The 23,431-nt window shown below is 72.3% G+C and carries 15 protein-coding genes and 1 pseudogene; 12 read left to right on the forward strand and 4 right to left on the reverse strand.

Annotation, left to right across the window (positions count from 1 at the left end):
• Positions 1-173 precede the first annotated feature (173 nt).
• The 5 genes and pseudogenes from ACWD12_RS23720 to ACWD12_RS23740 form a co-directional block, all read left to right on the forward strand.
• Entirely contained in the window at positions 174-1,433 is a 1,260-nt protein-coding gene (locus tag ACWD12_RS23720; protein ID WP_450101207.1) for a hypothetical protein, read from the forward strand.
• A 173-nt stretch (positions 1,434-1,606) separates the two neighbouring features.
• Positions 1,607-1,972, forward strand: a complete 366-nt coding sequence (locus tag ACWD12_RS23725; RefSeq protein WP_450101208.1) for a DUF2203 domain-containing protein — start codon at positions 1,607-1,609, stop codon at positions 1,970-1,972.
• Between the two features lie 132 nt (positions 1,973-2,104).
• Positions 2,105-3,028: an isopenicillin N synthase family dioxygenase gene (locus ACWD12_RS23730; protein WP_450101209.1), complete on the forward strand. Its 924-nt coding sequence runs from the start codon at positions 2,105-2,107 to the stop codon at positions 3,026-3,028.
• A 310-nt stretch (positions 3,029-3,338) separates the two neighbouring features.
• Complete coding sequence (locus tag ACWD12_RS23735) at positions 3,339-4,550, forward strand: hypothetical protein (protein WP_450101210.1); 1,212 nt, start codon at positions 3,339-3,341, stop codon at positions 4,548-4,550.
• A 117-nt stretch (positions 4,551-4,667) separates the two neighbouring features.
• Positions 4,668-5,693 (forward strand): annotated as a pseudogene (locus tag ACWD12_RS23740) (FAD-dependent oxidoreductase); the annotation flags it as partial.
• A 250-nt stretch (positions 5,694-5,943) separates the two neighbouring features.
• Here ACWD12_RS23740 and ACWD12_RS23745 read toward each other — a convergent pair.
• On the reverse strand, positions 5,944-7,353 hold the full coding sequence (locus ACWD12_RS23745) for an acyl-CoA synthetase (protein ID WP_450101211.1): 1,410 nt from the start codon (positions 7,351-7,353) through the stop codon (positions 5,944-5,946).
• Positions 7,354-7,969: 616 nt separating this feature from the next.
• On the opposite strand from ACWD12_RS23745, the gene ACWD12_RS23750 reads away from it, so the two are divergent.
• Both ACWD12_RS23750 and ACWD12_RS23755 read left to right on the forward strand, forming a co-directional pair.
• Complete coding sequence (locus tag ACWD12_RS23750; protein ID WP_450101212.1) at positions 7,970-8,965, forward strand: hypothetical protein; 996 nt, start codon at positions 7,970-7,972, stop codon at positions 8,963-8,965.
• A gap of 135 nt (positions 8,966-9,100) precedes the next feature.
• Entirely contained in the window at positions 9,101-9,940 is an 840-nt protein-coding gene (locus tag ACWD12_RS23755; protein ID WP_358355353.1) for a hypothetical protein, read from the forward strand.
• Positions 9,941-9,977: 37 nt separating this feature from the next.
• On the opposite strand, the gene ACWD12_RS23760 is transcribed toward ACWD12_RS23755, so the two are convergent.
• Positions 9,978-10,745, reverse strand: coding sequence for a (2Fe-2S)-binding protein (locus ACWD12_RS23760; protein WP_358355355.1), 768 nt, complete (start codon positions 10,743-10,745; stop codon positions 9,978-9,980).
• A gap of 199 nt (positions 10,746-10,944) precedes the next feature.
• Between ACWD12_RS23760 and ACWD12_RS23765 the strand changes: the two genes are divergently transcribed.
• From ACWD12_RS23765 to ACWD12_RS23780, 4 genes are all read left to right on the forward strand, one after another.
• Positions 10,945-13,515: a glutamate--cysteine ligase gene (locus tag ACWD12_RS23765; RefSeq protein ID WP_450101213.1), complete on the forward strand. Its 2,571-nt coding sequence runs from the start codon at positions 10,945-10,947 to the stop codon at positions 13,513-13,515.
• A gap of 188 nt (positions 13,516-13,703) precedes the next feature.
• The gene (locus ACWD12_RS23770) at positions 13,704-17,078 is read left to right on the forward strand and encodes a pyruvate carboxylase (protein ID WP_450101214.1); all 3,375 of its coding nucleotides are present in this window, start codon (positions 13,704-13,706) and stop codon (positions 17,076-17,078) included.
• A gap of 348 nt (positions 17,079-17,426) precedes the next feature.
• Positions 17,427-18,461 carry an RNA polymerase sigma factor SigF gene (locus ACWD12_RS23775; RefSeq protein ID WP_450101215.1) on the forward strand — a complete coding sequence of 345 codons (1,035 nt, stop codon included), beginning with the start codon at positions 17,427-17,429 and terminating at the stop codon, positions 18,459-18,461.
• A gap of 222 nt (positions 18,462-18,683) precedes the next feature.
• Positions 18,684-19,970 (forward strand): right-handed parallel beta-helix repeat-containing protein, encoded by a 1,287-nt coding sequence (locus ACWD12_RS23780; protein WP_450101216.1) that lies wholly within the window; start codon positions 18,684-18,686, stop codon positions 19,968-19,970.
• A gap of 77 nt (positions 19,971-20,047) precedes the next feature.
• Here the strand turns inward: ACWD12_RS23780 and ACWD12_RS23785 are convergent, their stop codons facing one another.
• Positions 20,048-21,550 carry an MFS transporter gene (locus ACWD12_RS23785; RefSeq protein WP_450101217.1) on the reverse strand — a complete coding sequence of 501 codons (1,503 nt, stop codon included), beginning with the start codon at positions 21,548-21,550 and terminating at the stop codon, positions 20,048-20,050.
• A gap of 166 nt (positions 21,551-21,716) precedes the next feature.
• On the opposite strand from ACWD12_RS23785, the gene ACWD12_RS23790 reads away from it, so the two are divergent.
• A complete protein-coding gene (locus ACWD12_RS23790; protein WP_450101320.1) occupies positions 21,717-22,196 on the forward strand; it encodes a MarR family winged helix-turn-helix transcriptional regulator in 480 nt (159 codons plus the stop codon).
• Between the two features lie 313 nt (positions 22,197-22,509).
• Here the strand turns inward: ACWD12_RS23790 and ACWD12_RS23795 are convergent, their stop codons facing one another.
• A complete protein-coding gene (locus ACWD12_RS23795) occupies positions 22,510-23,151 on the reverse strand; it encodes a hypothetical protein (protein WP_450101218.1) in 642 nt (213 codons plus the stop codon).
• Between the last annotated feature and the right edge of the window lie 280 nt (positions 23,152-23,431).

Below are 23,431 nucleotides of genomic sequence, written 5' to 3' on the forward strand. Positions count from 1 at the left end.
GCTATTCGCGCGACAAGTTACGTACAAGACCACGCGTACTTATTTCGGACATGGACAAAAGTGCGAGTGCCGCCTGCGACTGCCCGGCGGGATGGCATGGGGGAGCGCGCAGGATTGGGGGCGCGCAGGGTGCAACGCGAGAGCGTGCACGCGGAGTCACCATAGGCGACGGGGTGTTCACCCCGAGTCTGGAGAACGACCGCATGACCGTAAGCGCGCTTGTACATCCCCGTCGTCGACTGCGCCGGCTTGTCGCCACGACCGTGATGGCGTCCGCCGTCGCGGTCGGCGGTGCGCTCCCGGCGGCCGCGGACGAAGCGGCGGAATCCGCCGCCCAGCGCTGGACGCCCGCCAAGCTCCCCGCCGGTGCCGCCAGCCTCACCGGCGTCACCAAGCCCGACGCCGCCACGACCTGGGTCGCGGGCTTCCGCCTCGTCGACGAGGGCGGCGGCCTCGACTTCCAGCCGGTGGTCTACGAGAAGAACGGCGGCGGCCGCTGGACCGAGATCCCCACCGCTCCCGGCGAGAGCGGCCGGATCAACGCCATCGCGTCCACCTCGAAGAAGGACGCATGGGTCGTCGGCGACCAGAAGGGCTACGACCCCGGCGGACCCATCATGGCCCAGCACTGGAACGGGCGTTCGTGGAAGTCCGTGGACGTGCCGACCGCACCCGACTCGACGGGCGGCGGCCTGCTGAGTGTGTCCGCGGTCGGCCCGAACAACGTGTGGGCGGCGGGGTGGACGCAGATCCAGGACAGTGTGACGCCGGACCCCGACGACGGCCCCCCGCAGATCGAGACGCACAGTGAAGGCATCGTGGCGCACTGGGACGGAAGGAGCTGGAAGAACGTCCGGGTGCCGCAGCCGTACCCCTCATGGGCGTTGAACTCCATCAGCGCGTCCGGGCCGAACGACGTATGGGCGGTCGGCAGCGGCTACGGCGACGACGACCAGCCCGTCGCGCTGCACTACAACGGGTCGAAGTGGTCGGTGCTGCCGACACCCCCGCACGGCGGCGAGTACGGCGAGTTCAACTCGGTCGTGGCCAAGTCCCCGACCGACGTGTGGGCGGTGGGCCGCGTACTCCTCGACGACAAGGACCGCGGACACGCCCTCGTCATGCACTGGGACGGCAAGGCGTGGACGAAGGTGGCCACTCCGGAGACGGCCGGCCCGATGTACGGCGCGGCCCCGGCACCGGGCGGCATCGTCGCGGCGGGGAAGACGAACGACCGGGTGAACGGCTACGCCCTGCGCGTCGTCGGGAACCGGGCCACCTCGCTCGGCATCCCCACGGACCTCCCCGAGGGCAGGACCTACGCGCCGTGGGCGGTCGCCACGGACCCGAAGACCGGCAAGGCCACAATCGTCGGCGTGATCGAGAACCCGCAGGGGTACCCCGACCCGATGGTGCTGACCGGCCGCATCTGAGCCGTTCGGCGGCGGCGCGGTGGCCCGGCCTCGACGAAACGGCGGCCGGGCACCGCGCCGCGCGCCCCGCACGTCGGGCCGCACGTCGCGCCCCGCACGTCGGGCCCCGCTGGTCGCGCCCCGCGCGTCGGGCAGGGCGCGGCAGCGCGCCGGCTCCATGACAAGCTGGGGCCATGGGTTTGTTCACTGTCGACGAGGCACGCGAAGTGCTCGCCGAGCTGCTCCCGGTCCTCGACGAGATCGTCACGCTGCGCGGCCGCGCGGCGGAGTTGTCCGCCGACCTAGCGTCGGGGGCCGGACCGACGCCGGACGGCGGCCTGCCCGAGCTCAAGGGCATGCACGCGCGGCTGGACGAGCTGATGACCCGGGTGCAGGAGACCGGCGCCGAACTCAAGGGGTTCGCGCCGCTGCTCGTCGACTTCCCGTCCGACCTCGCCGACGGGACCCCGGTCCACCTGTGCTGGCTGGAGGGTGACCGGGAACTGGCCTGGTACCACCGTCAAGACCTCGGCTTCCCGGGCCGTCGACCGCTGGCCTGACCGGCGTCCGGCATCTGGCGTCGGCATCTGGCGGGCGACCGCCGCCGACGTCACCCGGGCGAGGCAACTCGGCGTTCCCCCATGCGGATCAACGACTTGATCCGATCTCTGTCGCGGCAACAGAGTGGACCCATGAGCTTCATCCCTACCGTCGACCTCGCGGCCTGGCGCACCGGGGACCCGGCCGTACGCCGTGACATCGCCGAGTCCGTCGACGGCGCGCTGCGCACCGCCGGTTTCCTGCAGGCGACCGGGCACGGCGTCGCCCTGGAGGAGCGCGCGGCGATCCGCCGGGCGGCACGCGGGTTCTTCCACCTGCCCGCCGAGGCCAAGCAGGCGTACGCCGTCAAGGTGGGGGACCGCGGCTGGCTGGGACCCGGTGCGGAGGCCAACGCTTATGCGGAGGGCGGCGAGAGCCCGCCCGACATGAAGGAGTCGTTCTCCTTCGTCTCCGACGAGCCGACCGGTGACCCGGCGGTGGACGCCGAGTGGTTCCGCCCCAACGTCTGGCCGGACGAAGTCCCGGAGCTGCGCGCACCGGTGGAGTCGTACCTGCGCCGGATGCGGACGTTGTCCGACCGAATCCTGGAGCTCCTGGGCACGGTGCTCCGCGATGACTCGGGCTTCTTCACCCGGCACACCAAGCACCCGACGTGGGGCTTCAACATCAACTGGTATCCGGGAACCGGACGCGTCGGGCCCGCGGCGCCGGGACAGTTCCGCATCGGCCCGCACACCGACTTCGGCACGGTCACGGTGCTCGACCGGGAGCCGGGGGCCGGGGGACTGCAGGTCTACACGGACGAACACGGTTGGCAGGACGCGCCGTACGATCCGTCGGCGTTCACCGTCAACGTGGGCGACCTCATGGCCCGCTGGACCGACGGCCGCTGGCGCTCGGGCCGCCACCGCGTGCTGCCGCCGCCGGAGCACGCCCCCGACGAGGAACTCATGTCGCTGGTCTACTTCTACGACTGCGACCCGGGGACCGACGTACGCGGCATCGACTCACACGCGTACCTGCGCTCCCAACTGACCGCCATCACAGCAGACTGACCGACCCCCCCACGCTCCCCGGCCCCCGGCCCGTCGCCTTCCCACTCCTGCTTGCGCCTTCTCCCTTCCCCGGTGTTACGTGTGTTCGAGTGTGCTGGCGCTACGTTGTTTCGGGTGGTTGGGGGGCGTGCCCGGCACCTTGGGGTGGCGGCGGACGTTCCCGAGATGTGGAAGGGGCGGGAGGAGGGGGCGGGTTGGGAGCGTTGTGACCCGTGCGTTGTGACGCTTGCATCGTGACTCACCCGCTTGCCGCGGTGCCGCAGGCTTCTGGCAGAGTTCGCCCGGGGCGTGGTCAGGTCAGGGGGCTGTGGTGGGGAGAGTTTGGGGTGCGAAGGGCGGGGCGGGCGACTTCTGGGCGTCCTTCGAACTCGCCGAGCGGCTCGAGGATGACCGCCGGTTCGCGGAACTTCTGGCGCTGACCGACCAGTTGCTGGCGCACGGAGCGGCCTGGACACCGGCGCTCGGCGAGCACATGGGCCGTGTGCACCGGTACCGGCTGGTCTCCCTCGGCGAGTTGGGCCGTGGGCCCGAGGCATGGGCGCACTTCGGCGTCGTGCTCTCGCAGTTCCTCGCCGCGCCGCAGGCCGGGGACTCCGTACGGGTGCTGCGCCAGACCATGGGCGACGTTCTGCTGCGCCTGGGCCACGACGGGCCGGCCCAGGAGCTGTTCGCCCTGGCCCTCGCAGACTCTCGGGCGAACGCCTCGCCCGCGGACACCGTGGAGCTGGAGTCGACGATCGCGGCAATCGAGGTCAACGCGGGGCGCTACGCGGAGGCCGATCGGCGTCTGGACGCCTTGACGTCGCGGCTGGCCATCATGCAGATCGCCGAGGAACAACGCGCCCGGCTGCGTGCCCTCGTGCTTTGGATGCAGGTTGTCGTCCGCAACGGGCAGGAACGGTTCCGCGAGGCCGAGCAGGTCGGCGTCGCGGCGGTGGCCGCGTGCGTCGCGCACGAAGGCCCGGGCGGCGACGTCGGCCGCAACGCGCGCATCGCCCGGGCCCGTGCGCTGGTGGGGCTCGGACGCGCCTACGAGGCCGAGACGGAATGCCGCCTCGTCCTCGACCACGAGATCGACGTCGACGAACCCGCGTACGCCGGCCAGTTGTGCGTACTGCGCACCGTGCTCGGCCGCGCGTTCACCGTGCAGCGCCGCCACGATCAGGCGGTGGCGGACCTGGAAGCGGCCGTGGCCGACGGATGCCGGTCGCTGGGGGCCGGCGACCCGCTCACGCTCGACGCGGTCCTCGCCCTCGTGGCCGCGCGTCGCGCCCGGGGCGGGGCCGACGACGCGGGCGAGGTGCTGCGGTTGCTGGAGACGGCCGTACGCGAGGGCGAGGCCGGGCCGGACTCCGGCCACCCGCTCGTGGGAGCCGCGCGCGAGCGGTTTGGGGAGGCGAAGTTCCGCCCCGAGGCCGAAGCCGCCGGGAGGGCACCGGTGCGGCCGTGGAGGGCCCGCGTGCAGCCGGGCCTGCGCCCGTGCTGGAACTGCGGCGGCACGATCTGGCACGACCACAGGTAGCCGAACTGTGCCGAGCGTTCCGGGTGCGTCGGGCGCTTGCCGTCGGTGTCGATGTCGGCAACCGGTACGAAGTGTTGCGTGCCGCGAGCGCGGGCTCGTAACATCCCGACTCTTGGTATGTATCTGGAGGTCCGGGTGACCCGTACGCGTGATGTGATCGTCGTCGGGGCGCGGGTGGCGGGGGCGTCGACGGCCATGCTGCTCGCCCGCCGGGGCCTGGACGTCCTCCTCGTCGACCGGGCCGCGTTCCCGAGCGACACCATCTCGTCGCACCAAGTCCAGTTGCCGGGAGTCGCGTTGCTGAACCGGTGGGGCCTGCTCGACGCGATTTGCGAGGCCGGCACGCCGCCGACGCGGCGGGTCCGCTTCGACGCCGACGGTACCGTCCTGACCGGCGTGTTCCCCGAGCACGACGGTGTCGACGCTCTCTACAGTCCGCGGCGAACCCTGCTCGACCGGCTCCTGCTCGACGCTGCGCGGGCCGCCGGCGCCGAAGTACGCGAGCGCACCCGCGTCGACGAACTCCTTTGGGACGAAGGACGGGTGGTCGGCCTACGGCTGCGCGGGCGCGACGGCCGGCACGTGGACGAACGGGCCCGGTTCGTGGTCGGCGCCGACGGCAAGCACTCCTCCGTCGCCGCGGCGGTGCACGCGCCGGTCTACCGGGAGCGCCCGGTAAGCGCGTTCGCCTGCTACGGCTACTGGTCGGGCCTGGAGATGACGCACGGAGAGCTGTACCAGCGCCCGGGCTGTTCCGTCGCGGTGTTCCCCACCAACGACGACCTGACGATGGTCTACATGTCCGCCCCGCTCCGCGGCTTCGACGCCTTCCGCACCGATATCGAGCGGAACTACCTTGCCATAACAGCCCGTTGTGGAGACCTCGGTGACCGCCTCGCATCCGCGTCCCGCGTCGAGCGGCTGCGCACCACACCCGATCAGCCGAACCGCTTCCGCAAGCCCTACGGCCCCGGGTGGGCCCTGGTCGGCGACGCGGGCGTCGTCATGGACTCCGTGTCCGCGCAGGGCATCAGCAACGCGCTGCGCGACGCGGCGAATCTGTCCGAGGCGTTGGTCGGCGAACTCGACGGGCGCACCGCGCTCCCCGCGTACCAGACGCAGCGCGACCGATCGCTGACCGCGATGTACGACTTCACCGTGGCCATGGCCGCGCACTCCCAGGGGTGGCCGGAACGGTTGTTCCTGCGGACGGTCGCCCGGCGCCCGGACGAAGTCCCCAGGCTGCTCGCCGCGTTCGCCGGAGTCACGAGGCCGGACGAGTTCTTCGGCCCGCGGACGCTGCTCCAGATGCTGCTTCGGCCGCGCCGACGGGACACGGGCAGGCGTGCGGGCGGGGATACGGACGGGCTTGCGGCCGCGGAAGGTCCGGGAGCTACTCCGTCAGCCGGCGCTTCTGGACCTTGCCCATGGCGTTACGGGGGAGGTCCTCGCGCAGGAGCACCCGGCGGGGCCGCTTGTGGACCGACAGCGAGCGGGCGACGAAGTCCGCCAGTTCGGGGCCGGTGACGCCGTCCGCGACGACGAAGGCGACGATCTCCTGGCCCAGATCAGCGTGCGGGAGACCGACGACGGCGGCCTCGCGCACCGCCGGGTGGGCGAGCAGGGCCCCTTCGACCTCGCCCGCACCGACGCGGTAGCCACCGCTCTTGATGAGGTCGGTCGACGCCCGGCCCACGATGCGGTGCCATCCGTCCGGTGCCACGACCGCCACGTCACCGGTGCGGAACCAGCCGTCGGGGGTGAGGGATTCGGCCGTCGCGTCGGGGCGGTTGAGATAGCCGTCGAACAACGTGGCGCCCCGCACCTGGAGTTCGCCGACCGTCTCGCCGTCGTGCGGAACGGGGGTGCCGTCGTCGCCGACGAGGCGGGTCGCCACGCCGTCGACCGGGGTGCCGACCCAACCCGCCCGCCGTTCGTCGTCGGCACGGGTGCTGACGGTGATCAGCGTCTCGGTCATGCCGTACCGCTCGACGGCGCGGTGGCCGGTCAGCTCGGCGAGACGCGCGAATATCGGTACGGCAAGCGGCGCGCTGCCCGAGACGAGCAGCCGTGCCGATGCCAACTCCCGTGCTGCCGCCGGGTCTTCCGCGACCCGCGACCAGACCGTGGGGACGCCGAAGTAGAGCGAACCGCGGGCCTTCGCGTACGCGGCGGGCGTCGGACGACCGGTGTGCACCAGCCGCGAGCCGGTGCGCAACGCGCCCAGCACGCCGAGCACGAGGCCGTGGACGTGGAACAGCGGCAGCCCGTGCACGAGAACGTCGTCTGGCGTCCATGCCCACGCGGAGGCCAAGGCGTCGAGGTCGGCGGCGAGCGCGGCGTGCGACAGGAGGACGCCCTTGGGCGCGCCGGTCGTACCGCTGGTGTAGAGGGTGAGCGCGACGGAGCCGGGGCCGGGCTCGGGGAACGTCGCCGCCGAGCGCCGGGTGAGGTCGACGGGGACGACCGGGAGCCCGAGGTCGTCGGCCGCCCACGCGCCCGTGCCACCGGGTTCGAGGAGCAGCGCAGCGCCCGAGTCGCCCAGAATGTGGCGGCGTTCCAGCGGCCCCGAGTCGGGCGGCACCGGGACGACCGGTACTCCGGCCACCAGTCCGGCGAGCGTCGCCGCGACGGTGCCGAGGGACGCTGTCGCGCGCACCGCCACCGCGGAGGCACCCGAGATCCGGTCGGCCATTGCGGTCGCCGCGCCGAACAGGTCCGCACGGCTCATCGCGATCCCGTCGACGACCACCGCGTCCGGGCGGTCGGGCACGGCGGCGGAGACGGGGACAAGCGGCGGCACAGCGGACCTCCGAGAACAGGGCGCCCGGCAGAAGACGGGCAGCGGGGCATTACCGGCCGATGCTAATGGACGCCGAACGAGCCCCCGAGGAGCCGAGGTACGAGGAACCCACGGATTGACGGTCCGAGGGGTGGAGCCCCAGGGCCCTGGGGCTGAGCCCCGGCCCCGGACCTGAACCCCAGAGCCCCGGACCGGAGCCCCGGCCCTGAGCCCCAAGGCCCGGGGCTGAGGACCTGACCCCCGGGAGCCGTGGGACGGAGCCCGAAACAGCTGCGGCGCCGAACGACTGAGCCCCGGCGACCTGCGCACGCCCTGGTTCCTGCGAGCCGAGTCGGCACGAAGCGACTCCCCCTGGTTGCCCGCCCGGAGCTGCCCCCCGAGCAACCTGGAGTCGCCCCCAGCCGAGCCCCCGCGACCTGCCTCCTCGTCTCCACACCCGCACCCGCCGGTCCGCGCCAGGGATCCGCCCCGCGGGTCGGCGGAGTCCGCCCGGCGATGGGAATTTCGTTTCGTCCCGGCGGGCCGCCGTGGTTGGCTTGCGCCGTAACGATCATTGGTCGATGCTGCGCTGACGCATCGTCAAAACTGCGGCGACGCCGCGTATTCGGGGGATTTCATGGGGCAACGTGCCGTGCGCGCGACCGCGGCCGCGGTGACTGTCGTGACGGTGGTGACCGCGCTGGCCGGGTGCGGGCGGCTGGAGACGCGGCGCCATGCGTTTCCCGATTCCCTGTACGAGCCGACGCCGTCGACGGGCGCCTCCGCCACGCCGTCCGCCACCCCGAGCGCGGCCGCCGGGACGGGGAACCCGCCCGCCGCCACCGCACCTCGGGCCACCACCCCCGGCACCGGAACCGGCGCGCCGGGGGAGCCGTACGCCGACCTGACCGCCGCGCAGCTGCTGCAGAAGGCGGAGGAGGCCGCGGCGGAGGTGCGGACGGTCCGTGTCGTCGCCGCGTTCTTCGAGGACGGTGAGCAGTCCTCCCTCGACCTCCGCTACGACCTGGACACCGCGGACGTCGTGGGCTCGATCGAGGCGGAGGGCCATACAGTCGAGATCCTCCGCCGCGGGGACGACTCCTGGTTCAAGGCGGAGGCGGCGTACTGGCGCGCGTCGGGCGCTCCGGCGGATACCGCGCGGCAGATCGGCGGCAAGTACCTGCACGTTTCGTCGGACCACAAGGCGTTCGGCGAATTCGAGCAGCTGGCGGGCATCGCCGATCCCGGCTCGGTCCTGGAAGCGCTCACCAAGCCCCGCCGGCAGGCGCCGGTGGCCGCCGCGGGCGGGACGCAGATACCGGTGGCCGGTTACACCGGCGGCCGGTTACACCGGCGGCGACCCGACGACGGTGTACCTCTCGGTCGAGCTCGGGCTGGTCCCGGTCCGCGTCGTCGACCCGGGATCGGGGAGCGCGGTCGACTACCGCGAGATCGACAAGCCGCTGGTCGTGCCGACCCCGCCGTCGAGCCAGGTCGTCGACATCGAGGAACTCTCGGCCGACGTACGGCTCCCCACGGCGTAGCCCGCGCCTGTCCCGGCCGTCCCGAACCGCACCGCGCGCAAAACGAGGGGTACACCCAATACGCCGCGCGGACGCCCGGCGTACCGTGAAGCGCAAAGGCGGATCGGCCGTGTTGCCGGACGGCGGAACCGCCGCGCGGGCGCGCCCGTCCAAGGGGCCGCACGGGGGCAGGGACAACCGAGGGGACGGGACACAAGGTGCGTCGCATCGCCAGCATAGGAGTGGTGGGGGTTCTTCTCTCGGCGGCGTTGACCGCGTGCGGCCAGGTCGACGGCGCGGCGCGGTCGATCAAGGACGCCGCGAGCCCGTCGCCGAGCTCGGGCGGACCGACGACGGCGCCGCCGTCGAAGTCCGCGTCGCCGTCGCCGACGAAGACCACCCGCAAGCCGACCACGAGCCGTCCGCCGACGTCGGCCTCGCCGACGCGCGGTCCGGTCACGTCCGCCGAGGTGCCGAACCTGTCGGTGGGCGAGCTGATATCCCTCGCCCGTACCGCCGCCCGTACGGTCAAGACCGTGCACGTGCGCGCGACGATCAAGCTCGACGGCACCAAGAAGATGCTGATCGACGTCTACGTCGACCGGGAGACCGAGAACTTCACGGGCAGCGCGAGCACCGACAAGTACGTGCTCCAGATCGTGCGCAAGGGCGACGCCGTCTGGTTCAAGGGCGACGAGCAGTACTGGGTGGTCGAGGGCAAGGGCCAGTTCAGCGCCGCCGACGCCAAGACGCTGGCGACCAAGTGGTTCCGCACCAGCGACACCGACTCCTCGGTGTCCGGCATCGTCACGGGTGTGCTCGGCGCGTCGAACCCCGAGTACGTGTTGGAGCACCTGAACTCCAGCTCCACCAAGCTGCCGCTCCAGCAGTTCGAGGGCTGGACGGTCATCCCGATCAGCGCCAGTACCGGCACCGGCTACCTGAACGCCGCGCTCCCGGTCTACCCGATCCGGCTCATCACCAACGGTCCCGAGCCGGAGGCGGACAACTACGACAAGTTCAACGAGCCGGTCAACATAGCCGAACCGCCGGCGTCCGAGGTCGTGGACCTGCCGAAGTCGTAGCGCGCTCCCGACCGGCTCGCGCTCCCGACCGGCCCGCCTACCGTGCGAGGCCTCGCGCGAGCCGCGCGAGGTCCTCGGCACGGTCCTCAGGGCGGCGTCCCGGGCAGCTGGTGCACATCGGCTGCCCGGGCGCCCGGTACAGCAGGCAGCAGGACGTGCGGTGCACGAAGCGCGTGCGGCCGAAGTCGACGTAGCGGGGGCGGGGGACCGGCAGGCCCGCGGCTTGCGCGGCGGCCGCGACCAGCGGGGCCGCGAGTGCGGTGGCCGCCTCCGGCTCGCCGCCCGTCGTCCCGGCCCGCAGCAGTACGCCCGCCACCGTGTCGACGGCGATCGCCCAGGCCGCTCGCGGGCGTACCGGGGCCGCGTCGGCCAGCGCGCCCACGTAGGCCGCGATGCCGAGGCCGAGAGCGGCGCCGGCCTCGGACGGTGTGCCGCCGACCGCCGCCGTCGAGCGGGCGCCGGACGGGAGGCCGTCGCGCCGTACGAAGAGCACGGTGGCCTCGGGGCGCGGGTCCACGGCCCGGCCGGTCACCGCGTACGTCGCCAGCGCCGGGGTCAGCAGCACCGTGCTCGCCGAGTACCACCACAGGATCGCCGCCACGCGCGCATCACCAGTGCGGTAGCGGCGGCCCGATTCGGCGAGGCGGGCGCCGAGCCACGCGGGGTCGAGGACGGCGGTCGCGGGGACGACGGCGTCGCCGGGGCCGGGTGCCAGCTGAGCGCGGTACTCCGGGCAGCGGTCGGTCAGCGTGTTCTGGATCCGCTCGGCGTCAGGGGACGGCGGCCCGGGTTCGTTCGTGGACACGGCCCTGACGGTACCGCCCGCGCGGTGCCCGAACGCGATCGAAAATCTTCCGTCAGGACACTCTTCGGGCGAGCGGAAATGTGATCAACTGACCGGATGTCACTATGCGTTCACAAACTGGGCCGACTCGCTGACGGGCCGTGACAATTGTGATCAACTCTGACATATGCCTGTAACAGTCGGGTCGTACCCTGCGGGAATGGGCAGCGGCAGCGCTGGTGCGACTCGCTCGGTCACCGTCGGCGTCGAGGAGGAATTCCACCTCGTCGGGCTCGACACCAGACATCTTGTGCCCGGCGCTCGTGAAGTGCTGGAGCGGCTGCCCGGGAAGGGCTTCACCGCGGAGCTCCAGCAGTCGGTGGTCGAGACCAACAGCAGTCCGCACTGCGGACTCGCAGAACTGCGCGAGGAACTGGTCCGCTCCCGGCGCGAACTCGCGGACGCCGCCGAGCGGTCGGGGCTCGCGATCGTCGCCGCCGGGACCGTGCCGCTGGCCCGCCTGGAGGAGATCTCGGTAACCCCCGACGCGCGCTACCTGAACATGGTGGACGCGTACCAGCGGGTCGCGCACGAACAGCTCATCTGCGGCGCGCAGGTCCATGTCGGGGTGGACGACCGTGACTTGGCGGTGGCGGCGCTGCCCTGGCTGTCCCCCTGGCTGCCGGTTCTTCTCGCGGTGTCCGCGAGTTCGCCGTACTGGCTCGGCTCCGACACCGGCTACGCGTCCTGGCGTACGAGCGTGTGGCAGCGCTGGCCCACCACCGGGCCCGCCGGCTCCTTCGGATCAGCCGCCGAGTACGACGAGATGGTCGAGGGCCTGCTGCGCTCCGGCGTCATCAGCGACCCCGGGATGGTCTATTACGACGTGCGCCCCTCCCGGCACGTCCCGACCCTCGAACTGCGCATCACCGACGCCTGCCCCAACGTCGACGACGTGGTGCTCATCGCGGGGCTGTTCCGTGCGCTGGTGCTGCGCGGCTGCGCGTACGCCACCGAGGGCCGCGAGCCCCCGCGCATGCGCGACGAGTGGCTGCGCGCCGCGACCTGGCGGGCCGCGCGCTCCGGCCTGGAAGGCGAACTCGTCGACCCCGTCTCGCTGTCCGCCGCGCCCGCACCCGACGTCGTACGCGGCCTCCTGCACACCGCCCGCCCGCAACTGGAGGAACTCGGCGACTGGGACGGCCTGGTCTCCGCCGTCGACACCGTGCTCGGGCACGGGAGTTCGGCCGCCCGGCAGCGCGCCGCGACCCGGCGCGGCGGATCGCTCGCCGACGCCGTCGACCTCGTCGTCGCGCAGACCCGCACCAGCCCCGTCTGGCCGCTCGGCGGCACCGTCCCCGCGCTGCGCACCCCCGGGATCTTCGAGGGCTACACCGCGCCGGTGGACGAGGCGCTGGACCCGCAAGGCCGGGTGCGACCCCAATACGCGGCACCCGTCGCCGCCCTCACCCGGCTCGGCGCCGCACGGCTGCGCGTCCGCGCCCGGGCCCGCGACGAACGCCAGCGCCTCGACGGCACCCTGTGCAGACCCGAGGGCGCCGATGAACCCCGCCTGTTCCCCTACGACTTGCTCCCGCGGTTGATCCCCGGCGAGGACTGGGCGCTGCTGCGCGGCGGGCTCGCCCAGCGGGTCGCCGCACTGGAGGCGTTCCTGCACGACGTGCACGGCGAACGCCTCGTCGTCCGCGATCGCATCGTCCCCGCCTGGGTCGTGGAGGACGCCCCCGGCCTGCGCGACACCGGCGCCCGGCTGCCCGCCGACACCGTGCGCATCACCCTGGCCGGAATCGACCTGGTCCGGGACGGCTCGGGGGACTGGATGGTCCTGGAGGACAACCTCAACATGCCCTCGGGCATCGCCTACGCCCTGGCCGCCCGCCGCCTCTCCGCTGAAATCCTCCCCGAACTCCAGCCCGGGGAACGCATACTGACGGTCGATCAGGTGCCGTCGCTGCTCAAGAGCGCGCTCGTCGCAGCGGCTCCGAGACGGTCCGAGCGGGACCCGGTCGTCGCCGTGCTCAGCGAAGGCCCGGACAGCCCCGCGTGGTTCGAGCACCGGCTCCTCGCCGACGAGATGGGCGTGCCCGTCGTCACCCCCGCCGAGCTGCGACTGGTCGACAACCGCGTGGTGGTGATGGGCGGGCGGTACGGCGCGTACCCCGTCGACGTCCTCTACCGCCGCGTCGACGAGGACCGACTCGTCTCCGCACTCGGCGCCGACCGCCGGCCGCTCGGCCCCGGCCTGCTGGACGCCGTCCGCGCCGGACGGGCCGCCGTCGCCAACGCCCTGGGCAACGGTGTCGCCGACGACAAGGTCCTGTACGCGTTCGTGCCGCGCCTGATCGAGTACTACCTCGGCGAGCGCCCCCTCCTCCGGTCCGTGCGCACGTACGCCTGCGGCGACCCCGACGAGTGCGCCCACGTCCTCGACCATCTCGAAGAGCTGGTGGTCAAACCGGTCGACGGCTTCGGCGGCGAAGGCGTCGTCATCGGCCCGGACGCCACCGAGCAGGAACTGAAGCAGGCGCGCGCGGACATCGTGGCGGCCCCGCGCCGCTGGGTCGCCCAGGAGACCGTCGCGCTGTCCACGCACCCCACCTTCACCGGCGAGCGCTTCGAGCCCCGAGCCGTCGACCTGCGGGCGTTCGTCTGCCAGTCCGGCGGCCCCACCGTCCTCCCCGTCGCCCTCACCCGGTCGGCGCCGCGCCGCAGCCTGCTCGTCCACTCGCTGCGCGGCGGCGGGGCCAAGGACACCTGGATCATGCGGTGACCAAGCTCACAGCCCCTCCGACACCCCGTGAGGGAACGGCGTTCCCGCTGGTCAGCCCTGTTGTTCCGTAGTCACGCACGGTGCCCGGCATATGGGACCGACCTGCGGGGGACCAGTACACGTGTCCTATGGTTCGGGGCATTCCGACCGGAATCCCCGGGCGACCGGGCAAGGAGGGTAGGTAGCTCGTGATCCGCAAGTTGCTGGTGGCCAACCGCGGTGAGATCGCCGTGCGGGCGCTGCGTGCCGCAACCGAGCTGGACATCACCACGGTGGCCGTCTACGCGTACGAGGACCGTCACTCGCTGCACCGCCAGAAAGCCGACGAGAGCTACGAGATCGGGGAGCGCGGCCACCCGCTTCGCGCGTACCTGGACGTGGACACCATCGTCGGCGCCGCGCTCGCGTGCGGCGCGGACGCGATCTACCCCGGCTACGGGTTCCTGTCCGAGAACCCCCTCCTTGCCGAGGCGTGCGAGGCCAACGGCATCCAGTTCGTCGGCCCCAACGCCGCGGTCCTGTCCCTCGCGGGCAACAAGGTCCGCGCGCTGGAGGCGGCCAAGAGCGCCGGCCTGCCGACGCTGCGCACCGCCGACCCGCGGGACGACATCGACGGGCTGCTCACCGCCGCCGACGAGATCGGCTTCCCGATCTTCGTCAAGGCCGCGGCCGGCGGCGGCGGGCGCGGCCTGCGCCGCGTCGACCGGCGCGAGGACCTGCGCTCCGCGATCGAGACCGCGATGCGCGAGGCGCAGACCGCGTTCGGCGACCCGACGGTGTTCCTGGAGGAAGCCGTCGTACGCCCGCGCCACATCGAGGTGCAGGTGCTCGCCGACGCCGACGGCAGCGTCGTCCACCTCTTCGAGCGCGACTGCTCGGTCCAGCGCCGCCACCAGAAGGTCGTCGAGATCGCCCCGGCGCCGCACCTGGACCCCGACATCCGCGCGCGCATGTGCGCGGACGCCGTGCGCTTCGCCGAGACGATCGGCTACCGCAACGCGGGCACCGTGGAGTTCCTGCTCGACGAGCGCGGCCGGTACGTCTTCATCGAGATGAACCCCCGCATCCAGGTCGAGCACACCGTCACCGAAGAGGTGACCGGCGTCGACCTCGTGCAGGCGCAGCTGCGCATCGCCTCCGGCGCCACGCACGCCGACCTCGGGCTCGCCCAGGAGACGATCCGGGTGCAGGGCGCGGCGCTGCAGTGCCGCATCACCACCGAGGACCCGGCGCACGAGTTCCGGCCCGACACCGGGACCGTGTCCGCGTACCGCTCGCCCGGCGGCGCGGGCGTGCGCCTGGACGGCGGCACGTTCACCGGCGCAGAGGTGCTGCCCTACTTCGACTCGATGCTGGTCAAACTGACCTGCCGCGGCCGGACCTTCGCCGACGCGGTGGCCCGCGCCCGGCGCGCGGTCGCCGAGTTCCGCATCCGCGGCGTCGCCACCAACATCCCGTTCCTCCAGGCGGTCCTGGACGACGCGGAGTTCCGTGACGGCCGCGTCACCACGTCGTTCATCGACGACCGTCCGGACATGGTCCGGGCCCGTGCCGGCGCCGACCGCGGTACGCGCCTGCTCGCGTACCTCGCCGACGTCACCGTGAACCGGCCGCACGGCCCGGCGCGCGCCCTCGCGGTGCCGCGCACCAAGCTGCCGCGGCTCCCGGAGGGCGACGCCCCGGCGGGCGGCCGCCAGAAGCTCCTGGAGCTGGGCGCCGCCGGGTTCGCGCAGGCGCTGCGCGCGCAGACGGCGCTCGCGGTGACCGACACGACGTTCCGCGACGCGCACCAGTCGCTGCTGGCGACCCGGGTACGGACGTTCGACCTCGCCGCGGCGGCCCCGCACATCGCGCGCCTGACGCCGCAGCTGCTGAGCGTCGAGGCGTGGGGCGGGGCGACGTACGACGTCGCGCTGCGCTTCCTGACCGAGGACCCGTGGGAGCGGCTGGCCACGCTGCGCGAGGCGATGCCGAACCTCAACATCCAGATGCTGTTGCGCGGCCGCAACACCGTCGGGTACACGCCGTACCCGGACAAGGTGTGCGTGAAGTTCGTCGAGGAGGCCGCGGCCACCGGCATCGACATCTTCCGCATCTTCGACGCGCTCAACGACATCGAGGCCATGCGGCCCGCGATCGAGGCGACGCTCGGCACGCACGCCGTGGCCGAGGGGACGCTCTGCTACACGGGCGACCTGGCGAACCCGGGCGAGACCCTCTACACGCTCGACTACTACCTGCGGCTCGCCGAGCAGCTGGTCGAGGCCGGCGTGCACGTGCTGTGCGTCAAGGACATGGCGGGCCTGCTGCGCGCCCCGGCCGCGCGCACGCTGGTGACGGCCCTGCGCGAGCGGTTCGACCTGCCGGTCCACCTGCACACGCACGACACCGCCGGCGGGCAGCTGGCGACGTACCTCGCCGCGATCGAGGCGGGCGTCGACGCGATCGACGGCGCGTCGGCCGCGCTGGCCGGCACCACCAGCCAGCCGCCGCTGTCCGCGATCGTCGCGGCCACCGACCACACCGAGCGCGCGACCGGGCTGTCCCTGGACGCGCTGTGCGACCTGGAGCCCTACTGGGCCGCGGTCCGCGAGGTGTACGCGCCGTTCGAGTCCGGGCTGCCGGCGCCGACCGGCCGCGTGTACCGCCACGAGATCCCGGGCGGCCAGCTGTCCAACCTGCGGCAGCAGGCCATTGCGCTGGGCCTCGGGCACAAGTTCGAGGAGATCGAGGACGCGTACGCCGCCTCGAACCGGATCCTCGGCAACATCGTCAAGGTCACCCCGTCGTCCAAGGTCGTCGGCGACCTCGCGCTGCACCTGAGCGCGGTCGGCGCGGACCCGGCGAAGTTCGAGGACGACCCGGCGGCTTTCGACATCCCGGACAGCGTCATCGGGTTCCTGCAGGGCGAACTGGGCACGCCGCCCGGCGGCTGGCCGGAGCCGTTCCGCACCCGGGCCCTCGCGGGCCGCAGCACGACCGTGTCGCGGACCGTCGCGCTCACCGAGGAGCAGGACGCGGCGCTCGACGGGGACGACGTACGCGGCACCCTCAACCGGCTGCTGTTCCCCGGCCCGGCGCGCGACTTCGAGGAGGCGCGCCGGCTGTACGGCGACGTCTCGGTGGTCCCGACCCCGGCCTTCCTGCACGGCCTCAAGCCGGGCGAGGAGCTGACCGTCGAGCTGTCGCCCGGCGTCGCGCTCTACCTCGCGGTGGAGGCGATCGGCGAAGCGGACGAGCGCGGCTTCCGCACCGTCTACTGCCGCATGAACGGCCAGCCCCGCGTCCTGTCGGTGCGCGACCGCTCGGTCAAGCCGGCGCGGCCGGAGAGCGAGCGGGCCAACCCGGAGAACCCGGCGCACGTCGCCGCGCCGTTCAGCGGTGTCGTCACGCTCCAGGTGGCGGTCGGGGACGCGGTCGAGGTCGGCCAGACGGTCGCCACGATCGAGGCGATGAAGATGGAGGCGTCGATCACGGCGTCGGCGTCCGGCACGGTCGAGCGGCTCGCGATCGACTCGGTGGCGTCCGTCGAGGCGGGCGACCTGCTGGTGGTCGTCGGCTGAGGCGGGAGGGCGACCCGGGCGGTACTCACCGGTTGCCTGAAATTTGATAAATGTGACATACATCGCCGCGCGGTGGTGTTTGTCCGGCAGGGTCCTCGACTCCGCCGGGCGGACACCCCCGCGCGGTGTCGTTTTGGGGCCGGTCGGGGTCTGGGTTGGGCCGAACGGACGGCGTCTCATCAGTTTTTCCGACGCTCTTTGCGCGCGTTTACGCCCGTAGAGGGGCGTTTTGTGGTGTTTTGGATGCTTCCGTAACCCGTCGGGCCTCTTGCCCTTACGTGTCCGGCGTCACAGACTCAGTGTCCGCTCGGGGTTTCGGTGTCTGTCCGTCCGGTTTGGGAGACCTGTATGGCTGTGCGCCTCGAGTACGACGCCGCCGTGGCCCGGGGCAAACGCCCGTCGGCCACGGCGACCGAGCCCGCGAGCGTGCCCGCTGCCGACCGCGCCGCCGACCCCGGCGGGCACTCCGCCGAGCCTCCCGCCGAGCTTCCCGAGCCCGGGAAGCCGCGCGGGACGCGCGCCGCCGCGCCCTCCGACGACGAGGAGCCGGCACCGGTCACGTCTGCGGTCAACATCGACGAACTGCTCGCATACCCGCAACTGCTCAACCACCTGCCCACACCGCTCGCCCGCGAGGCGGGCGACGCACTGCTCGCCCGCCTTGCCGCCCTGGAGGCCGGGACCGCCGAGCACAGCTACGTGCGCGGCCTGCTGGTCGAGCTCAACCTCCCGATGGTCCGGCACGCCGCGGGGCGCTACCGGCGCCGCGGCGAACCGGTCGAGGACATCGTGCAGGTGGGCACGATCGGCCTCATCAAGGCCATCGACCGCTACGAGGCCGATCGCGGAAGCAGCTTCATGGCCTACGCGATGCCGACCATCATCGGAGAGATCAAACGATTCTTCAGAGACACGTCGTGGTCCGTGCGGGTACCTCGCCGCCTGCGCGAACTGCGTACCGAACTCCTGCGCGCGACCGACGAGCTCACCGCGACCCTCGGCCGCACCCCCACTCCCCGGGAACTCGCCGAACGCATCGGCATCACCGAGGAGGAGGTGGTTGAGGGCCTCGACGCCTGCACGGTCTACACGGCCACGTCGCTCGACGAGACCGCGTACGGCGACGCCGAGGGGCAGGAGACCGTCGGCGACCGGCTCGGCGCCGAGGACCACGAACTCGACCTCGTCGAGTACCGCGAGGCCCTGCGCCCGCTGCTCGCCGAACTGCCCGGCCGCGAGCGCGCGATCCTCGTCATGCGCTTCTACGGCAACCTCACCCAGGCCCAGATCGGCGAGCGCGTCGGCATCTCCCAGATGCACGTCTCCCGCCTGCTGGCCCGCACCCTCGCGTCACTGCGCGAACGCCTGATGGTCCCGAGCTGACGGCGCCGACTCGCACGAGAGCACGAAGGGGCGGTGCGGCCACCATGTGGCCGCACCGCCCCTTCGGCGTGATGTGGATACTCCGCGCGCCGGGCGGATGGTGCGTGGACGACTGTGCGGCGGTCGGCCTAGGTTCCTGGCGCCGGACCGCACGACCGGCGCGTCCCGCCGCAGGTCCGGCCGAAATCGCTCGCATCCACAAGCGTTCGGAAGGGACAGACCATGGGCCTTTCGGGAATCCGCCGGCACAAGGCGGCGGCGTCCGGAACCGCATTACTGCTCGCCTTGGGCGCCGCGGCGGCACTGCCGTCCTTCGACGCGGCGGCGGACGGCACCGCCGCCGCGGGCACCACGTACTACGTCGACGCCTCCGCCGGCTCGGACAGCCAAGCGGGAACCTCCGCCGCCACGGCCTGGCGCACCCTCGGCAAGGTCTCCGCAGCCGCGCTGCGGCCGGGCGACACCGTCCTGTTCAAGCGCGGCGAGGAGTGGAACGGCACGCTCGCGCTGTCCCGCAGCGGGACCGCGGGCCAGCCGCTCACCGTCGGCGCGTACGGCACCGGCGAACGGCCGGTCGTCGGCGGCGGCGCGAACTGCGTGTGGCTGACCGGCTCGTACTGGACCGTCCGGGACCTGCGGCTGACCGGCTGCGACTGGGCCGGCGTCGAGATCGAGAAGGGCCACCACAACACGCTGGAGGCCATCCGCGCGGACGACAACGTCGTCGGGGTGTCCATCGCCGACACCGCGCACCACAACACCGTGCGCGGCTCCGAGCTGATCGACAACAACAAGATGAGCGTCGACGACCCGGGCGGCGACGACGACTCCGGCGCGTTCGGCGTGCTGCTCAACGGCGACGACAACCTCATCACCGGCAACACGATCGCCGGGAGCTACGCGACGAGCCACGACTACGGGTACGACGGCGCCGCGGTCGAGATCTACGACGGCGACCGCAACCGCATCGAGTACAACGTCACGCGCGACAACGAGACCTTCACCGAGCTCGGGCACGACACCGACAAGACGGCCGACGGCAACGTGTTCGCGTACAACGTCGTCACCTCCAAGTACGAGCGCGGCAGCTTCCTGGTCACGCGCGGCCCCGACACCGGCCTCGGCCCGGTGCGTGGCACGCTCGTGGTGAACAACTCGGTGTACCTGCCGGGCGCGGAGTCGCAGGGCTGGGTGTGCCACGGCGGCTGCGACACGGACATCCTCAAGCTGCGCAACAACGTCATCGCCGTCGGCTGGAAGAGCGGGTACGAGGACGGCGTGGGCGCCGACGAGGACACCGGCGTCTACGACGGCTCGCAGCACCAGTTCGACGCGGGCCCCGACTCGGTGTTCGCGGACCCGCGCTTCACCGGCCCCGACGACCTGCGGGTGCGGGCCGGCAGCCCGGCGATCGGGCGCGGCGAGCCGACCGGCTACACGGTCGACATCACCGGGGCGCCGGTCCCGGAGGAGGGTGCGACGGCCGGGGCGTACGAGTACCGGCCGTGAGCAGGGCGTACTGCTCCTGAGTGGTGTGTGCGGTCCGGGAGTCCGGGCGATTCGTGCATACGGTTCCTGATCCGGCGTCAGCCGGCCGAGGCCGTGGCGCCGGCCGCGTCGTGTGCGGGGCGCGGCGCGGCCGGTGCCACCGCTCCGATTTCCGGTGCCGCCTTGCGCGCCGGGATCAGCAGTGTGACCAGGGTGGCCGCGACCGCCGCGGCGCAGCCGACCCACAGGCTGGTCCGGAAGGCGTCGAGGGACGGGATCGCCCGGCCGCCCAGGGACACGGTCATGCTGGCGAGGACCATGCTGATCACCGCCGCCGAACTGGAGGTGCCGATCGAGCGCATCAGGGTGTTGAGCCCGGTCGCCGCGCCGGTCTGCTGCGGCGGGATGGCCTGCATGATGAGCGCCGGCATCGCCGAGTACGCGAGCGCGCAGCCGGCCGCGGACACCGACGCCGCGACGACGATCTTCCACACCGCGTCCAGCATCGCCAGCGAGAGCAGGTAGCCGAGCGCCGTGATTGCGCTGCCGACCAAAAGCGAGACCTTGGGCCCCTTGGCCGCCGACAGCTTCGCGGACAGCGGGGACACGAACATCATCACGAGGCCCGCCGGGGCCATCACAAGACCGGTGACCACCATCGACTTGCCGAGGCCGAAGCCGGTCTCCTCGGGCAGCATGAGGATCTGCGGGAAGACGAGGGACTGCGCGTACATCGCGAAGCCGATCACGATGGACGCCAGGTTGGTGAAGAGCACCTGCGGCTTGGCGTTGACGCGGAGGTCGACCAAGGGCGCGGTGGTGCGCAGTTCGCCGAAGCCCCACAGCGGGAGGATGACCAGCGCCGCGAGGAAGAGTCCGAGCGTACGTCCGCTGCTCCAGCCCCAGTCGGCGCCCTTGGAGATGGCCAGCAGCAGCGAGACGAGGCCCGCGGACAGGCCGAGGGTGCCGATGAAGTCGAAGGGCGCGGGGGTGCGTACCGGCGACTCGGGCACGAGGAGCAGGACCAGGGCGATGTCGACGACACCGAGGGCGGCGGCACCCCAGAAGAGCATGTGCCAGTCCGCGTTCTGCGCGACCAGCGCGGCGACCGGCAGGCCGACCGCGCCGCCGATGCCGAGCGTCGCGCTCATCAGCGCGACCGAGGGGCCGAGGCGGGCCGGCGGCAGTTCGTCGCGCATCAGGCTCATGCCGAGCGCGATGACCCCGAACGAGGCGCCCTGGAGGATGCGGCCCGCGATCATCGGCAGGATCGAGTCGCTCAGCCCGCAGATCACCGAGCCGGTGGTGAGCATGCCGAGGCACAGCGCGAGGATGCGGCGCTTGCCGTACATGTCGCCCAGGCGTCCCATCACCGGGGTGCACACCGCGCCGGAGAGCAGGGTCGCGGTCACCACCCACGAGGCGTTGGAGGCCGAGGTGTCCAGGAGCCGGGGGAGTTCGGTGAGCAGGGGGACGACGAGTGTCTGCATCAGCGAGACGACGATGCCGCAGAAGGCCAGGACCGTGACGATGACCCCGGGGCTGCGACGTGCGCCGCCGGGGCCGGGGTGGATCGCGTCTACGGGTGGTGCGGCGTTCATGTGCCCTCCGAAGCTCCCCGCCCCGAATCGGCGGGTGGTTCCGTATGCACGATACACATATTGTGTATCGTGCATACTCTGGGGGCGCCAACAAGTGGAAAATGCCCGGAACCTCGTGACACGGACGGGCGTTCCGGCAGTAAGCGACCCGAGGGAGGACGACGTGTTGGACCACCTGCTGGCCCGCATCGAGCGTGAGTGCATGCTCCTGGCCCGGCATCAGGTGATGGTCAACCGCAATGTCGAGGGGCAGCCGCTCGAACGGTCGGCGTACCTGCTCATCAGCCGGCTCGAAGCCGAGGGGCCGATGTCGATCGGCCAACTCGCGGACGCCTTCAAGCTCGACACCTCCACCGTGAACCGCCAGGTGGCCGCGCTGCTGCGCGGCGGCCTCGCGGAGCGCATCGTGGACCCCGACGGCGGGCTCGCGCGCAAGCTGCGGGCGACCGAGGAGGGCAGGCGCCGCCTCGCGGCCGACCGGGAACGCTACTGCCGCGGCATCGAACGCGTCCTCGGCGACTGGAGCCCGGAGGAACGCCGCGAACTCCTCGACGTACTGACCCGCTTCAACCGCTCCATCGAAGACGCCCAGGACACCGCCTGGCCCCGCCCCGACCTGGCCACCGGCGCCCGCACCGCGGATTAGCCCGCGCCGCTTGCCACGCGCGGCGGGGGACTCCGCAATTCAAGGTGACTGGGCAGTCGCGCTTTCCATGAACTCCCCGATGACCTCCGTCAGGGGGGAGAGGGCTTCTGCCGGCGGCTTCCCCGTGTCGATGCCGATCACTTCAATCGTTCCGTAGGCGCGCCCCGACGCGGCCACTTGCAACGTCCGCCGCGACGGGCCCGACGCGCAAGGGTGGACGATCACGGCCATGGGCGCCGAAGGGGGCGCATACCCGCCGATGTACGTGAGCATCTGGTGCCGTCGCACGGGGTGTTCGTTCTTGTTGCGTTGGTCAGGTCGGCTCGGTCGGCGGACGGTCCTTCTCGCTGATGTCCGAGGCCTTGTTTTTCTCCGCTTCACTCGTGCCCTGGCCGTCGTTGTCGGCCTGCTTGTCGGCGCCGGAGTCGGTGTCCTCGGTTTCGTTGGTGTCCTGGCTGTGGGTTGGTGGGTTCGGGGACTTGTCGGGCGGGTGGGTGGTTGTGGCGTTTGCGGGTTCGGGCGGTGCCGGTTGCTCGGGGTCTGTCTGGGGCCTTGCCTCTGACGTTGCGTCAGGCCCCGCTTCCGGCGCCGTCTCGGATGGCCGGGGCGGAACTGCGGGGGATTCGGGGGTGGTTGCTTCGGGGGTGGGGTCTTCGTCGTCGTCCCACTCTTCGTCGTCCCAGAGTTCGTCCTCTTCGGCCGCCGCGGCGGCGCGGGCCGCGCGGAAGCGGGCGGCGCCGACCACGACCGCGCCGCCGAGGAGCATCGCCACCCCCGCGGTGAGAATGGCCTGTTCGTTGCCCGACGCGCCGGTGTCCGCGAGGACCGGCGGCGGGTCCTCTTGGAGGCCGGGTACCGCGCGTACGGTCACGGGTGCCGCGATGGCGATGACCCCGGCCGCTATGGCGACGGCCGCGGCGCGGCGGAGCGTCTTCGATGACGTGTTCTGCTGCATGCAGTCGCTCTTCTGTCCGATCCCCGACCAACTGTCAGCGACCTTCCTAGCAGTCGGGCGGCCGGAACGGGGAGTCAGGTGGCCACGGGGCGCCTCCGCGCAGGTTCGCGCGCGGTGGATTGCGGTGAGTGGGATGACTTGCCCGGCGCGCGCTCCGTACGAGAAAGTGACGGCCCCCACACCGGAGGCGACCATGACCGACGACCGTGCCGCCGACGCCGGGGGTCCGTACGGCCACGGCCCGGACCCCCGCCGGTACCCCGGTCGGGCACCCGGGCAG

Source organism: Streptodolium elevatio (assembly GCF_053592165.1).